Genomic DNA, 14,735 nt, shown 5'->3' with positions numbered 1-14,735 from the left:
CGCGCCAGGATGGCAAAAGCTCATGCAGGCACTGGCAGGGCTGATAACGCAGCGCGGCCTTCACCCCTCGCGTGTTGTTGTGCTGGTGCCCTATGCGCAATTGATGCAGCAGGCGCGCATCGAGTGGGCGGCCCATGCTGCGCAGTCGGGCGCGACCGCCTCTTTTGTGCCGCGTTTCGAGACCACGATGAACTGGGCGACCGCTCTGCATGCAGGTGAGGGCGGCTTTTTACCCTCGGCCCATGACATTCAGCTTGATGTGGCCATGGACGCGCTGACGGCGGTCGCCTACCTGGAGCGCGCGGGCCTTTCGGCCTACAGGAACGCCTTGGCGGGGCGTCTTGTTGATGCTGCGGCATCGCTGGCGCGGGTTGCCTCGGCGCAGCCACCTGCGCAACGCGTGGCATGGGGCACTCGCCTGGCCGCCGCGCTGGATGCGGGACTCGACGCACCGGCTTTGGCTCTTGAACTCGCCGTGGCCCGCATAGCCCTGGTCTGGGCTTCCACATCTGCCTACCCTACCGACGTTCTGTTCACGGCAGAAACCGACTTGCTGGTGGTACTTGAGGGCTTTCAGTCAGAGCCACTCGCCGAAGCATTAAAAGACCGCTTTGGCGAGCGTGCCGTGTCCTTGCAGATCGACACGCCAGCGATCGCCGGCATGATTGCCCTGCATGAAGCGCAGGACGCAGAAGACGAAGCCCTGCGTGCTGCAGCCTGCGTGCTGGCGCACCTTGCGCAAGGCCATGCGCCCGTTGCCCTTATCGCGCAAGACCGCGTTCTCACACGCCGCATACGCGCCATGCTGGCGGAGCGCGGCGTCGCCCTGCGCGATGAAACCGGCTGGAAGCTGTCGACTACCCGCGCTGCTGCCGCCCTCGTAAGCCTGCTACGTGCGCTGCCCTGGGATGCCCCTGCGGACGCCGTGCTCGACTGGCTAAAAAATGCGCCTGCGTATGGCGTTGCGGACGTGACGGCGCTTGAAGTTGAGTTGCGCAAGGCGGGCGTTCGATACTGGCGCGGTTTGCCTGCAGCGATGGCAGAAAACCATGTACTGGTCGACCGTGTCCAACTCATGCGCGAAAGCCTTCAGCGCGCCCGCCCACTGGCGCACTGGTTGCGTGACCTGCGTGCCGCCCTGCAGGCCTCTGGCCAGTGGGACCCGCTCGCCGCAGATGCAGCCGGGGCGAAAGTGTTTGAAGCACTGCGCCTGCAGGAAGGCAGCGAATCTGTCTTCACAGGCCCGGACCGCATGAGCCAGCAGGACTTCAGCATGTGGGCCAGCCAGGCGCTGGAGGCGGCCAGCTTCCAGCCCACGCACCCGCCAGAAGCGCAGGTGGTCATACTGCCGCTCAGCCAGTTGCTGGGCCGGCCCATGCAGGCCGTGGTACTGCCCGGTTGCGATGAGGTTCGCCTGCCGGTTTCGCCCGAGCCGCCCGGCACGTGGACACCCGCGCAGCGCGAGTTGCTGGGCCTGTCGTCACGCGAGGAGATGGCTGACGCCCAGCGCACCGCCTGGAACTATGCGCTGCGCATGCCGTTCATCGAGGTGGTGTGGCGAACCAGTGAATCGGGCGAGCGCCTGATGCCCAGCGGTTTTGTGCAGGAGATCCGGCTGGCCAACGCCAAGGCAGGTACAGACAAGTCTGCCGCCGACCCGCGCGCGGCCCGCGCGCTACAGGCACTGCCCACACCGCACCCCATGCCAACCGGCGAGGCATTGCCGATCAACCGCCTGTCTGCCAGCGCCTATGAAGACCTGCGCCGTTGCCCCTATCGCTTTTTTGCGCTGCGCCAGCTCAGGCTGCAGGAGTCAGAAGAGCTTGAAAGCGAACTCGGCAAGCGCGAGTTCGGAAACTGGCTGCATACGCTGCTGCACCACTTTCACGTGGCGTTGAAAGATTCGCCCACGCCTGACTATCAGGCTCGTCTGACGATGCTGAACATTGCTGCAGAACAGGCGGGCATTGAACTTGGGTTGACCGACAGCGAGTTTTTGCCTTTCACGGCCATCTGGCCGCGCGTGCGCGAGGGCTATCTTGAATGGCTGGCCGGGCATGAAGCCAGCGGCGCGCAATTTGACGAGGGCGAGGTCTGGAAGGACATGGACTACGGCGACATCCGGCTCATCGGCAAGATAGACCGCATAGACCAGATGCCCGACGGCAGCCGCCTGGTGATGGACTACAAGACCGAGGGCAGCGGCGTCACACGCGAGCGCATCAAGAATGGGCAGGAAGACACCCAGCTCGCGTTTTATGCCGCCTTGCTGGCAGACGACACGCTGGCTGCCGCCTATGTGAATCTTGGTGAAAAAGAAGCCACCAAAACCTTCGCGCAGGACGACATCGTGGAGCTGCGCGACCATCTGGTTGAAAGCATGCTCACCGACATGGCGCGCATCAAACGTGCGGCGCCTTTGCCTGCATTGGGTGAGGGTAAGGCTTGCGAGTACTGTTCCGCGCGCGGCCTGTGCCGCAAGGATTTCTGGAATGAATAGAGCCCCCACGCTTGTCACTCCGTGTACTGCGCTGCCCCCCGAGGGGGCTGTGCTTGCTTGGGGCGGCCCGGCGCTGCGCACGCTATGACGGCCGCCTACGAACACAACGGCCAGCCCGTCACAGCCGAGGCCTTCTACGCCATCGCTTGCGACCCGCGGCGCAGCGTCGCGGTTGAGGCCTGCGCCGGCGCGGGCAAGACCTGGATGCTGGTGTCGCGCATGCTGCGTGCCCTGCTCGACGACAAGGGCAAGGTGCAGCCGCATGAAATCCTCGCCATCACCTTCACCAAAAAAGCCGCGGGCGAGATGCGCGAGCGGCTTTACGAATGGCTTGAAAAGTTTGCCCATGCAGATGATGAGACGCTGCGGCATGAACTGGTCATTCGCGGCGTTTTGAGCCAGAAGAGCCCAACCGCGCCAGCCGAACTGCGCGAACAGCTTTCAAACCTCTACCAGCGCGTGCTCGCCAATGGCCGCCCGGTGCAGATACGCACCTTCCACAGCTGGTTTGCCGCCTTGCTGCGCAGCGCGCCCATGGCGACTCTGCAGCAGCTTGGCTTGCCGGTGAACTATGAATTGCTGGAAGATGATGCGCAGGCAAAGGCGTTGGTCTGGCGGCGTTTTTATGCGGCGCTGGCAGCGGCGCCTGAACTTAAAGCTGACTTTGAAGCCGTGGTGCTGACGCACGGCCGCTTCCAGGCCGACAAGGCATTGCAGGTCGCGCTCGACAAGCGCACTGAATTCACGCTGGCAGATGAGAGGGGCGTGGTCGATTCATCGGTCGAGCATTTCGGCGTCATGTTTCCAGAGTGTGCAGGCCTGGGCCACCCCGATGAACACTTCAGCAACAGCGCGCCATGCCGCGCACTGATGACCGCCGCGGCCATCAGCCTGGGCCGCGCCAGCGCACCGACGTTTTCGGCCAAAGGCGTTGAGCTTGAGAAAGCGGTGACCGCGGGTGACTTCCAGGCAGCGATGTCTGCCTTGCTGACCGAAAAAGGCACGGCCCGCAAGTTCGGCGAAAAGATCGTCGGCATTGAAACAATCCGTGAAGCGCAGGAACTCGCGCTCCGCCTGGCGGGCGCCCGCCACCAGCATGAAGCCTGGGACTACCAGCAGCGCATGGTGCGCCTGTCGCGCCTGTTGCTGGCCGAGTTCGGTGCGCTCAAGCGCGAACGTGGCTGGATAGACATGAACGATGTCGAGCGCGTCGCACGCATCATGCTCGGCGACACGGTGCTGTCGGGCTGGGTTCAGGAGCGGCTGGACGCGCGCATACGCCATCTCATGATTGACGAGTTCCAGGACACCAACCCGCTGCAGTGGCAGGCGCTGTCTGCCTGGCTCAGGAGTTACAGCGGCGCAGGCAATGCGCCCAGCGTCTTCATCGTGGGTGACCCCAAACAAAGCATTTACCGCTTCCGCCGCGCCGAGCCGCAGGTGTTCATCTCCGCGCAGAAGTTCATTCGCGAAGGCCTGGGCGGCGACCTGCTGGCCTGTGACCACACGCGGCGCAACAGCGTGGCCGTGATCAATACCGTCAATGCCGTGATGGGCGATGCGCGGGCGAACGATGGCTATGCGGGCTTTCGTGACCACACCAGCGCGTCAGAAGAAAGCGGCATGGCCATCAGATTGCCGCCCATTCCCCGTGAGGCCAAGGATACCGGTGCAGGGCACATTGCGGAGGGGAGCTGGCGCGACAGTCTGACCACGCCGCGTGAGTTGCCTGAAGAGACACTCAGGACGCGTGAAGCCCGGCAGGCATCAGCATGGATAGCTGAAAGGACAGGTCAGGGATTGCCTCCGTCGGAAGTGATGGTTTTGTCACGCAAACGCGCTGGCTTGCTGCCCCTGCAGGACGAACTGCGCGCCCTGCGCATCCCCGCCCAGATTGGTGAAAAGACAGAGCTCATCGACTGCTGCGAAGTGCTCGACATCGTTGCGCTGCTCGATGTGCTGGTCTCCACCCAGCATGACCTCTCGCTGGCACGCGCGCTGCGTTCGCCGCTGTTCGGCCTGAGTGACGGCGCGCTGGTCCAGATCGTTCTGGCGCGCGGCGAGGCAAAAGCGGCGTGGTTTGACGTCCTTCAAAAGCAGGAGCTTGCGATTCCTGAACTGGACGGCATTGCCGCCAGATTGCTCAAATACAAAAGCTGGCTCGACAGCCTGCCGCCGCACGATGCCCTGCAGGCGATTTACCACGATGGCGATGTGCTGGCGCGTTTTGCCGCCGCCGCACCCGCTTCTGCACGCAGCACCGTGCTGGCCAACCTGCGGGCGCTGCTCAATGTGGCGCTCCAGCTTGATGGCGGGCGCTACGCCACGCCCTATGCCTTTGTGCGCGCGCTCAAGGCTGGCGGCCTGCAGGCGCCTGCCGCCGTCAACCCCGATGCCGTACGCCTGCTGACGATTCACGGCGCCAAGGGCCTGGAGGCTGAGGCCGTGCTGCTGCTCGACACAGACACGCTGGAGCGCAATGCCGACAGCATGGGCGTGCTCATCGACTGGCCCGGTGAAGCACCTGCACCGCAGAAGTTTGTTTTCCTCGTCAGCGAAAGCCGTCCGCCTGCCTGCGCTGTCGCCATGCTCGAGAAAGAGCAACAGGAGAGGGCGCGTGAAGAACTCAATGCTCTCTACGTGGCCCTGACCCGCGCCAAAAACTCGCTGGTCGTGTCGTCGATAACACCGCACCGCGAAACCACACGCAGCTGGTGGCAGCGCCTGCATCCGTTTGCCAGCGAAGCTGCGGCGCCTGGGCCGGTGAACCCCGCGCAGGATGGCGATGCGGCAGATGCCTCGGCATTCACCCTGGCCGAGCTGCCTGAGTTGCCGGCAGACAAAACCCTGACGCCAACGCCCCCACTGGAGCAGGACGATACCGACAGCTCACGCTTCGGTCAGGCCATGCACCGCTTGCTGGAACTTGACGTGAGGGGCAGCGGTCCGGCAGCAAGGCGCGCAGTTGATGCAATTGCACGGCAATTCAGATTGCTGCCCGCAAAGATGGACGAGGCCATCGCCATGGCCGCCCGCATACGCAGTGGTGAAGCCGCCTGGGTCTGGGACCCGGCCGTTGTGTGCTGGCAGGCCAACGAGATCGAACTGATGGTCGGCGGTCAAAGCCGCAGGATCGACCGCCTTGTACAGCGCAGGGACGCAGGCCATGAGGGGCACTGGTGGGTGATTGACTACAAATCGGCCCACCAGCCCGAAAAAGACCCGGAGTTGCTGGCCCAGATGGCGGCCTACCGCGCAGCGCTACAGACCATTTACCCCGGGCAGGTGGTCAAGGCGGCTTTCCTGACCGGTGCAGGCGCATTGATCCAGGTCACCTGAGCCTGAATGTGCTTGCACTCTCCGGCCATTCCTGGTTCCGCCTCTGGCGTTTGGGCGGGTTTGACGCGACCTGCACCCGCAACTGCAAGGAGGGCGAAAACCGTTATCGGTCTGCCCGCCGCATGCGAAAGTGCGGAAGATTAGTCGCTGCTTTTTTTACTATTGATTTGATAGCGGCTCACGTACGTGTTTATTGGGCTGGAGGGCAATTTAGTGCCTCAAATGACATCAAAAACCCTTCAAAACGCCGCCTCGAACTTCAAAAAGTATGAAAAGTTAATATGGAACTTAACTTTTGGTGTTTTGACCGCATGCGATGGCAATTTTTGACGTATACGTTAAAAAACTGGTCACCCAGAAGCCTAAAATAGCGATTTTAGGGCCTTAAATTGCCCTCCAGACCAATAAACACGCACGTGAGCAGCTATAAAAAACATAGCATTTAGACGCTCATGCCACAGTGCGCACCCGCACACGCCATTCAAAGTCAGGTCTTCTTGAACATTTCATCTTCCCCTTCCGACTCTTCTTCCGCCATTGCGCCCGGTTCAACCCGGGCTGCGCGCCGTGTCGTCGTCATTGGCGGCGGCCCCGCCGGGCTGATGGCTGCCGAGGCACTTTCTGCTGCTGGTTCCGGCGTATCGGTGCAGTTGTATGACGCCATGCCCTCGGTCGGGCGCAAGTTTTTGCTGGCAGGCAAGGGCGGTCTCAACCTCACGCATTCTGAAGAGTTCGAGCCTTTCATGTCCCGCTACGGTGAGCGCAAGCCCGCGCTGCAGCCGCTGGTCGCCGCTTTTGGCCCACCGCAGCTGCGCGACTGGGCGGCCGCGCTGGGCGTCGAAACGTTTATCGGCAGCTCTGGCCGGGTCTTCCCCAAAGACATGAAGGCCGCGCCGCTGCTGCGCGCCTGGCTGCACCGCCTGCGCGCCTCTGGCGTCCAGTTTTTCATGCGCCACCGCTGGCTGGGCTGGGCTGATGATGGCGCGCTCAGGTTTGCCGCGCCGTCCGGCGAGGTGCTGGTCCAGGCCGATGCCGTGGTGCTCGCACTTGGGGGCGGCAGCTGGGCCCGCCTTGGCTCTGACGGCGCCTGGGTGCCGTTGCTGGCTGAACGTGGCGTGCCGGTGGCGCCGCTGGTGCCATCCAACTGCGGCTTTGATGTCGGCGCGGCAAGCCAGGCTGAAGCTCATCCACAAGGCGAGACGCGGCGCGAGTTTTTCAGGGAACTCGTCGGCAAGGGCGCGTCGGCCACCGGCTGGTCTGAATATTTCGCCAGCAAATTTGCCGGCCAGCCTTTCAAGTCCGTCGCCATCAGTTTCACCGATTCGCAAGGCCGCAGCTTCAACCGCAAGGGCGAGTTTGTCGCCACAGCCACCGGCGTAGAGGGCAGCCTGATTTACGCCGCATCCAGCCTGTTGCGCGATGAAATCGCCGCCCAAGGCAGCGCCACGTTTCTGCTCGATTTGCTGCCGGGCAAGTCCCCCGAGCAGGTGCTGGTCGAGGTGCGCCACCCGCGCGGCTCGCGCTCGCTGTCCAGCCACCTCAAAAGCCGCCTCAGCCTCGATGGCATCAAGGCCGCCATGCTGCATGAAAAGCTCGGCAAGGAGGACATCAACGACCCCGTCAAACTGGCCCATGCCATCAAGGGCCTGCCGGTCACGGTCATCGCCGCCCGGCCCATCGATGAAGCCATCAGCACGGCCGGCGGTGTGCCCTTCGAAGGCATGAACGCCGACCTGCAGCTTTACCTGCCCAAGGCACTGCCTGGCGGCAACGGCACGCCCGTGTTCTGCGCCGGTGAAATGCTCGACTGGGAAGCGCCCACCGGCGGCTACCTGCTCACCGCGTGCATGGCCAGCGGCCGCGTGGCCGGGCAGGGCGTGTTGAAACACTTTGGTTTGTAGCCAGCACGGCGAGCGATGCCAGGTCTTGGGGGCATCATTCCAAAGGGGGCTTGACGCTTCGCTGCTGGCTTGAGCCGCTAGCGACGTACCTGCAGGGCGCCGGGGTTCACGATGTTGGTAGGTGTGCCCCTGATGAAATTGACCACGTTGTCAAATGCGGCACCGAAATACATTTCGTAGCTGTCCTGTTCCACGTAGCCAATATGCGGTGTGCAAATGCAGTTTTCGAGCCGCAGCAGCGCATGACCCTGGAGTATGGGTTCGGACTCAAATACATCAACAGCAGCCAGGCCGGGGCGCCCCCGGTTCAGCGCAGCGATAAGCGATTCCGGCTCAAGCAATTCGGCGCGTGATGTGTTGACCAGCAAGGCTGTTGGTTTCATGCGTGAAAGATCCTCCAGCGTGATCATTCCCCGCGTTTCATCGTTCAGGCGCAGGTGCAGGCTCAGGACGTCGCACATTTCAAAAAATTCTGTCCGGCTTGAGGCGACCTCAAAGCCGTCTGCCTGTGCCCGTTCAAGCGATGCGGCACGACCCCAGATCACGACGCGCATCCCGAAGGCGCGGCCATAACCGGCCATCAATTGCCCGATCTTTCCGTAGCTCCAGATGCCCAGCGTCTTGCCTTTGAGGACCACACCCAGCCCGAAGTTGGCCGGCATGGACGCAGATTTGAGACCAGCCTGCTGCCATGCACCATGCTTCAGGTGCGCAACATAATGCGGTATGCGGCGCATGGCAGCCATGACGAGCGCCCATGCCAGCTCGGCCGGCGCTGTGGGAGAGCCTACGCCTTCAGCCACAGCCACCCCACGTTCGGTACATGCGCCCACATCGACGTGCGAGCCGACACGGCCGGTCTGGGCAATCATCTTGAGCCTGGGAAGCTTTTCTATCAGCTGGCGGTTGAGCTGCGTGCGTTCCCTGATCAGAACAATCACATCCGCGTCTTTCAGCCTGACTGAAAGCTGGCCAATGCCCTTGACCGTATTCGTATAAACCTTCGCGGGATAGGCGTCCAGTTTTGCAGCGCAGTCCAGCTTGCGCACCGCATCCTGGTAATCATCAAGGATCACAATATTCATGCCGATATTGTGCCTGCAAGTTTTTCAGTTCTCCTGCTGAAGGGGCTGTAAAACGGCAGATTGCCCAGCTATGGCAAGCCGGAAATGGCGGGGCAAATTAAAAGTGATGATTTCGCATTCAGATCAAGGCGAAGCGCAATGAATACCTGTTTTCTTCACCCAAAAGGACACCCTGATGGGGGCGGTGACGCGTTTTCCGTGTTTCGATGCTGCGTATCGGTTCCTGAATCTGCATGACCGGTTTAGCGACAGGCCGAGGCTTCTTTTTTTGTCATTCGATCAAGTTCAGCGCATACATCTGCCATACGCCCCGAAATAACCATACGCCCGGCACAGGATGGCGCAATGCCAGGATCGAATGCCCGTAAGACCCTCAGTCGGTTTGGTGCAGCGGGTCTCAAGGCGCTTTTTTCTGCATCGTGGCCAGTCTGTGCTGCGACTACTGATGCTGTTGCCCTCCATGAGGCCTTGTCCATGGCACGTGTTGCCCCGCTGGAAATGGGACGGATGGCTTTACTGTTTGTGCCTGAACACGAGGGGGCACTGGCAGATGCATGACGAATTGGGGAAAACAGGGCGACCAGATCCTGCAATGGTGCCAACAATAGTGCCAGCACTGGCGAGCGTGAAACGGTGGGTGAAAAAACGGCCATTCCCATAATGAAACTCCTATAAAGAGGCTTTTGTTCAGCTTTTACAGGCAGGATTGCATGCGACCAGGGCCGCGAAGGCTGTTGCACCAGGGTGTTGGTCATCAGCATGACCAAACGCCCGCCACCTGGGGCGCAGCCAGAATATTTACATGAGCATCGTGTTTCGAATCAAGCCAACTGCCAGGCCTTCAAGCTCAAAAGGCTCTCCGGGTTCGACCACAATGGTTTTGAAATCGGGGTTCTCTGGCAGCAATTCAATTGTGTTTTTGGTACGCCGGAAACGTTTGACGGTTACTTCTTCACCCAGACGGGCCACGACAATCTGGCCGTTCTTTGCTTCCTTGGCCTGCTTGACGGCGAGCAGGTCGCCGTCCATGATGCCGACATCGCGCATGCTCATGCCCTTGACCTTGAGCAGATAGTCGGGCTGCCTTTGAAACAGGCTGCTTTCAAAATAGTAGGTCTGCTCGATGTTCTCCTGCGCGAGAATGGGATTGCCAGCAGCAACCCGCCCCACCAGAGGCAGGGCGAGTTGGGCCAGGCTTTGCAACGGCAGGGAAAACTGCTTGATTCGTGACTCGTTCAGTGAACGCAAGGTATCTGTACGCAGTCTGATGCCGCGCGAGGTTCCACTGACCAGCTCAATGACGCCTTTGCGCGCAAGGGCCTGCAGATGCTCTTCAGCAGCGTTTGCGGATCTGAAGCCCAGTTCGGATGCGATTTCTGCTCGCGTGGGTGGGGCGCCAGTCCGCGCAATGGCGCTCTGGATGAGTTCCAGAATCTGTTGCTGGCGTGCTGTGAGTTTGGGCATTTCAGGAAAATCAGGGAGACTGCTCATGGCATGGATTCCTTCGTACACAAGTCGTTATCCGGGGCTGGCGTCAAAGAGCGGTTGAGAACTGTTTTAATGACCAGTGACTGTATTTTTATCCAGCTTTTTAATAAATGCAAGTGCAGGCAATGAAAAATAGAAAAATTGTGATCCTGGGTACAGGCGGAACCATCGCGGGAACAGCGTCCGGGGTGGGTGACAACCTTGGATATACCGCCGCGCAACTGGGCATTGAGCAACTGGTGGACGCACTACCCCGTCAGGGGAACGCGCCTTTTGCCCTTGTAAGCGAGCAGGTGGCGCAGGTGGACAGCAAAGACATGGATTTCAGTGTGTGGGGCCAGTTGGCCGCTCGCGTCGCCCACTGGCTCGGGCAACCCGATGTGCAGGGCATCGTCATTACCCACGGCACTGACACGCTCGAGGAGACGGCGTGGTTTTTGCAGGTCTTGTTGAATCCGGAAAAGCCGGTGGTACTGACGTGTGCCATGCGCCCGGCCACGGCACTGGTACCAGACGGACCCCAAAACATGGTTGATGCCGTTGCGGTGGCCTCCCATGTCGGAGCACGGGGTGTGACGGTGGTGTGCGCGGGCGTGATCCACTGCGCAGAAGATGTGCAAAAGGTGCATACCTATCGGCTCGACGCGTTCAGCTCCGGGGATGCAGGGCCTCTGGGATATGTCGAGGAAGGGCGCTTGCGCATGCTGAGGAACTGGCCGTTTTCCGGCGAGCAGGCTGCGCGGGGCCCTGTAAACACTGTGAAGCTCGCTGATGCGGCAGCCTGGTCACGGGTAGAGATCGTGATGAATCACGCTGGTTCGGGGGCGTCTGTGGTTGAGGCGCTGGTAGCAGATGGCGTTAACGGGCTTGTGGTCGCAGGCACCGGCAATGGGACCCTGCACCATGCTCTCGAAAAGGCATTGCTGGAAGCGCAGGCCAAAGGAGTCCGTGTTGTCCGTTCGACGCGCTGTCTGAATGGTCGGGTATTGCCCCGGGCGGGTGATTTGTTGCCGGACTCGCAGGGACTGAGTCCTGTGAAGGCACGGGTGTCCCTGCTGCTTTCCCTGATGGGCTGACAGCGCAGAGCGCGCGCGGGACAGGGTATTTAACCGCCAAGGGCCTTGAATGCCCTCTCGGTGATCTCTTCGACGCCGCCCATGCCGCTGATGGCCCGGTATTTTGGGGCGGCATCCGGCGCAGTTTTGGCCCAGTTCGAGTAGTAGTCCACCAGGGGCCGGGTCTGGGCACTGTAAACCTCGAGTCGCTTGCGTACGGTTTCCTCTTTGTCATCCTCGCGCTGAATCAGTGCTTCACCGGTGATGTCATCCTTGCCTTCAACCTTGGGCGGGTTGTATTTGACATGGTAGGTACGGCCTGATGCCGTGTGGGAGCGTCGACCGCTCATGCGTTCGATGATGGCTTCAAAAGGCACATCGATTTCCAGCACGTAGTCCAGCTTGACGCCGGCACTTTTCATGGCGTCAGCCTGGGGAATGGTTCGGGGAAACCCGTCAAAAAGAAATCCCTTTGCGCAGTCCGGCTGCGCGATGCGTTCCTTGACCAGGTTGATGATCAGGTCATCGCTCACCAAGCCGCCGGAGTCCATGATTTTTTTGGCTTCAATGCCCAGAGGGGTTCCTGCTTTCACCGCTGCGCGCAGCATGTCGCCTGTAGAAATCTGGGGGATGCTGTATTTCTGGCAGATGAAGGTGGCCTGCGTTCCTTTACCTGCGCCGGGCGCTCCCAACAAAATCAGTCTCATGGATGTCCTCGTATTTTTTGAATCAGGTCACCGCACGGTTCATCCTTCAGGGGATGGAGCGTGGGCAAGACGTCTGTGAAATGCGGTGTATCGGCACCGCATAAAAACGCCGCGTTTGTTTTCCAAGGATAGCATGCAGCCCTTGACCCAATCTTACGGGCAAGGTGTCCGCGAGGTGCCTTTTGTTCCGGCCCTGAGGGCCGGACTACTGAAAAAGTTTGCGAACCCGCGCCAGGTCCTCAGGTGTGTCGACGCCTGCACCGGGTTCATTGTCGGTGACGTGAACGGCAATACGGTAGCCGTGCCACAGGGCTCGCAATTGCTCAAGTGATTCCAGCCGTTCCATGGGGGCTTGCGGCAAGTCTGGAAACTGTCTGAGAAACCCCATGCGATACCCATAGATGCCAACGTGGCGAAGCGGCTTCGGAAGTCCGCTCGTGTGCCACCATTCCTTGTCCGTGACGTCCCGGGCTGCAGGTATGGGCGAGCGGCTGAAGTACAGGGCCGTCTGGCGGGAGTCCAGCACAACCTTGACGACGTTGGGATTCAGGTATTCCGGCAATGTGCTGATCGCATGTGCCGCAGTGCTCATTGCGCAGTCTGAACGGGTGTCAAGGAGGTCGGCCACAGCATCGATCAGCGACGGGTCAATCAAGGGCTCGTCCCCCTGTACATTGACCACCAGAGCCTCATCATCAAGGCCCAGGATATTGCAGGCCTCCGCCAGCCTGTCGCTTCCGCTTGCATGGTCTATCCGGGTAATGACTGCGGGAATGCTGAAATCGGCGCACTTTGCAGCAACTTCAATGCTGTCGGTCGCGATCACAACCTTGCTGGCGCGGCTTTTCAGGGCCTGATGTGCAACCCTGACAACCATTGGTAAACCACCAATGTCGGCAAGCGGCTTGTTTGGCAGGCGTGTGGACGCCAGCCGCGCCGGAATCACAACAGTAAATCTCATGGGAGCCTACTCATGCTGCCGACCCGATGGGGGTCAGAGCCCTAATTCTTCGTCGCTCAAAACGCGCGCTTCGCTCTCCAGCATGATGGGCAGGCCATCACGAACAGGATAGGCCAGGCGCGCACTTTTTGAAACCAGTTCCTGTTTCTCCCGGTCATAGTCCAGAGGCCCTTTCGTGACAGGGCAGACAAGCAGTTCAAGCAGTTTGGGTTCCATGGCTCAATGGTAGTTGAGAAAGTAGCGGAATCAGCAAGGCGTCAAGGGCCTTGAAAAAAGCCGGCTCTGGTTCGAACTCCAATGGTACGGCCAGCACATTCGCAGTCTGCGGCAATGCAACAAGCTTGACCGCATCCTTCTCGGTGCAAAGGATGGCGGCATCCAATATTCCCTGCAAATCTGCGTCGGAGACAGGGTGATGATCTGGCAGGGCGATGGTCTGGCTCAGCATAATGCCGCCCAACCCAAGCATGTCGAAAAAAGCCTGCGGATTGGCAATGGCCGCCAAAGCGACTACAGGCTTGCCTACAAAGGTACTCATCGGAACCAGAGTTCCATCCATTGCGACGGCATTGGCTGCCAGCCGTCTTGTGGACGTAAATCCCTCAAAAGCAGGTTTGTTCCCGGTATGCAGGACCAGGCGTGGCGTTACATCCCCGAGGGCGGGCCAGGATTCCCGCAGTGGCCCCGCGGGCAGCAACCAGCCATTGCCTGTTCCACGATCATCAAATACGATAATTTCGATGTCGCGACACATCGCGTAGTGTTGCAGGCCGTCATCACAAACAAGTACCTGCGTTTCCGGATAGGCCTGCAGCAATGCCCTGGCGGCGGCCCCACGTTTAACGCCCACAAATACGGGTGCGCCGGTTCGGCGCTTTATGAGCATGGGCTCATCGCCAGACTCAAGGACCGGCGTAGCAAGGGTGACCTCCTGACAGGCCGCACCCTGTCTGCCATATCCCCGCGAGACAACACCTGCTTTCATGCCGGCGTTTTGCAGGCGTTGCACCAATGCAATCACCAGGGGCGTCTTCCCGCCGCCCCCCGCGACTACGTTGCCCACCACGATGACGGGTACGGGCACCCTTGCCGATTTGAGTATTCCGGCTTTGTAGAGGTGGCGGTGGGCGCTTGTCGCTGCCCGATAAACCAGGGACAGGGGCCACAAAAGACAGGCCAGCGCTGAGCGTCCCATCCATGCTTTCTGTATGACGCGCCTCATGTCCTGGGTGACTCCCCCGGGCAGCGGGCTAGCGGACGCCGGCCTGCGCCGCGCTTTGGGTGGCAAATGTGATTTGACTGAACCCGTTGCGGCGCGCAGCTTCCATCACTGTGATGACCGCCTGATGTGTGGCGCTTGCATCGGCGCTGATGATGATCACGCTTTCCTTGCCCGCTTTTGCGGCCTGAACCAGCGCCGCACCCAGAATTTCCAGTGATCTTCCCTCGACAGGGGTCTTGTTGATCATGTATCGCCCGTCACTGCCGACCGCGACGATGACTTCCTTGGGGTAGTCGCGTTGCTGCTCGGCGTCCGCAATTGGCAGCTTGATCTGGAGTTCTGTGAACTTGCTGTAGGTCGTCGAGAGCATCAGGAATATCAGCACAACCAGAAGCACATCGATAAATGGGATCAGGTTGATTTCCGGTTCATCCCGCGAGCCCTTGCGAAAATTCATGGCCTGCCGCCTCCGGATTT

Annotated in this window: 12 protein-coding genes; 4 read left to right on the top strand and 8 right to left on the bottom strand. The window is 60.6% G+C overall.

Features of this window, described 5'->3' with window-relative positions:
* The first annotated feature begins 22 nt into the window (after positions 1 to 22).
* From HYX42_RS03615 to HYX42_RS03605, 3 genes are all read left to right on the top strand, one after another.
* Positions 23 to 2,500 carry a PD-(D/E)XK nuclease family protein gene (locus HYX42_RS03615; protein WP_293400029.1) on the top strand — a complete coding sequence of 826 codons (2,478 nt, stop codon included), beginning with the start codon at positions 23 to 25 and terminating at the stop codon, positions 2,498 to 2,500.
* Positions 2,501 to 2,584: 84 nt separating this feature from the next.
* A complete protein-coding gene (locus HYX42_RS03610; RefSeq protein ID WP_293399666.1) occupies positions 2,585 to 5,839 on the top strand; it encodes an exodeoxyribonuclease V subunit beta in 3,255 nt (1,084 codons plus the stop codon).
* 536 nt (positions 5,840 to 6,375) lie between these two features.
* On the top strand, positions 6,376 to 7,740 hold the full coding sequence (locus tag HYX42_RS03605; RefSeq protein ID WP_293400026.1) for a TIGR03862 family flavoprotein: 1,365 nt from the start codon (positions 6,376 to 6,378) through the stop codon (positions 7,738 to 7,740).
* Between the two features lie 77 nt (positions 7,741 to 7,817).
* Here the strand turns inward: HYX42_RS03605 and HYX42_RS03600 are convergent, their stop codons facing one another.
* From HYX42_RS03600 to lexA, 3 genes are all read right to left on the bottom strand, one after another.
* The gene (locus HYX42_RS03600) at positions 7,818 to 8,825 is read right to left on the bottom strand and encodes a D-2-hydroxyacid dehydrogenase family protein (RefSeq protein WP_293399663.1); all 1,008 of its coding nucleotides are present in this window, start codon (positions 8,823 to 8,825) and stop codon (positions 7,818 to 7,820) included.
* A gap of 242 nt (positions 8,826 to 9,067) precedes the next feature.
* The gene (locus tag HYX42_RS03595) at positions 9,068 to 9,580 is read right to left on the bottom strand and encodes a hypothetical protein (protein WP_293399660.1); all 513 of its coding nucleotides are present in this window, start codon (positions 9,578 to 9,580) and stop codon (positions 9,068 to 9,070) included.
* A 43-nt stretch (positions 9,581 to 9,623) separates the two neighbouring features.
* Positions 9,624 to 10,316: a transcriptional repressor LexA gene (gene lexA / locus HYX42_RS03590; RefSeq protein ID WP_293399658.1), complete on the bottom strand. Its 693-nt coding sequence runs from the start codon at positions 10,314 to 10,316 to the stop codon at positions 9,624 to 9,626.
* Positions 10,317 to 10,438: 122 nt separating this feature from the next.
* Here lexA and HYX42_RS03585 point away from each other — a divergent pair, with 122 nt between their 5' ends.
* On the top strand, positions 10,439 to 11,389 hold the full coding sequence (locus HYX42_RS03585) for an asparaginase (protein WP_293399655.1): 951 nt from the start codon (positions 10,439 to 10,441) through the stop codon (positions 11,387 to 11,389).
* Between the two features lie 29 nt (positions 11,390 to 11,418).
* Here HYX42_RS03585 and adk read toward each other — a convergent pair whose 3' ends face one another.
* The 5 genes from adk to HYX42_RS03560 form a co-directional block, all read right to left on the bottom strand.
* Positions 11,419 to 12,075: an adenylate kinase gene (adk, locus tag HYX42_RS03580; RefSeq protein ID WP_293399652.1), complete on the bottom strand. Its 657-nt coding sequence runs from the start codon at positions 12,073 to 12,075 to the stop codon at positions 11,419 to 11,421.
* A 205-nt stretch (positions 12,076 to 12,280) separates the two neighbouring features.
* Positions 12,281 to 13,036, bottom strand: a complete 756-nt coding sequence (kdsB, locus tag HYX42_RS03575) for a 3-deoxy-manno-octulosonate cytidylyltransferase (protein WP_293399650.1) — start codon at positions 13,034 to 13,036, stop codon at positions 12,281 to 12,283.
* Positions 13,037 to 13,069: 33 nt separating this feature from the next.
* Entirely contained in the window at positions 13,070 to 13,252 is a 183-nt protein-coding gene (locus HYX42_RS03570; RefSeq protein ID WP_293399648.1) for a Trm112 family protein, read from the bottom strand.
* The gene (lpxK, locus tag HYX42_RS03565; RefSeq protein WP_293399646.1) at positions 13,233 to 14,258 is read right to left on the bottom strand and encodes a tetraacyldisaccharide 4'-kinase; all 1,026 of its coding nucleotides are present in this window, start codon (positions 14,256 to 14,258) and stop codon (positions 13,233 to 13,235) included. Before lpxK ends, HYX42_RS03570 begins: the two co-directional genes overlap by 20 nt.
* 28 nt (positions 14,259 to 14,286) lie before the next feature.
* On the bottom strand, positions 14,287 to 14,715 hold the full coding sequence (locus HYX42_RS03560) for a biopolymer transporter ExbD (RefSeq protein ID WP_293399644.1): 429 nt from the start codon (positions 14,713 to 14,715) through the stop codon (positions 14,287 to 14,289).
* Positions 14,716 to 14,735: the final 20 nt, after the last annotated feature.

Source organism: Polaromonas sp. (assembly GCF_016185115.1).
Classification (GTDB): domain Bacteria; phylum Pseudomonadota; class Gammaproteobacteria; order Burkholderiales; family Burkholderiaceae_C; genus Polaromonas.
The sequence above is the reverse complement of the archived record's forward strand: the minus strand, read 5'-3'. Positions and strand labels throughout refer to the sequence as shown.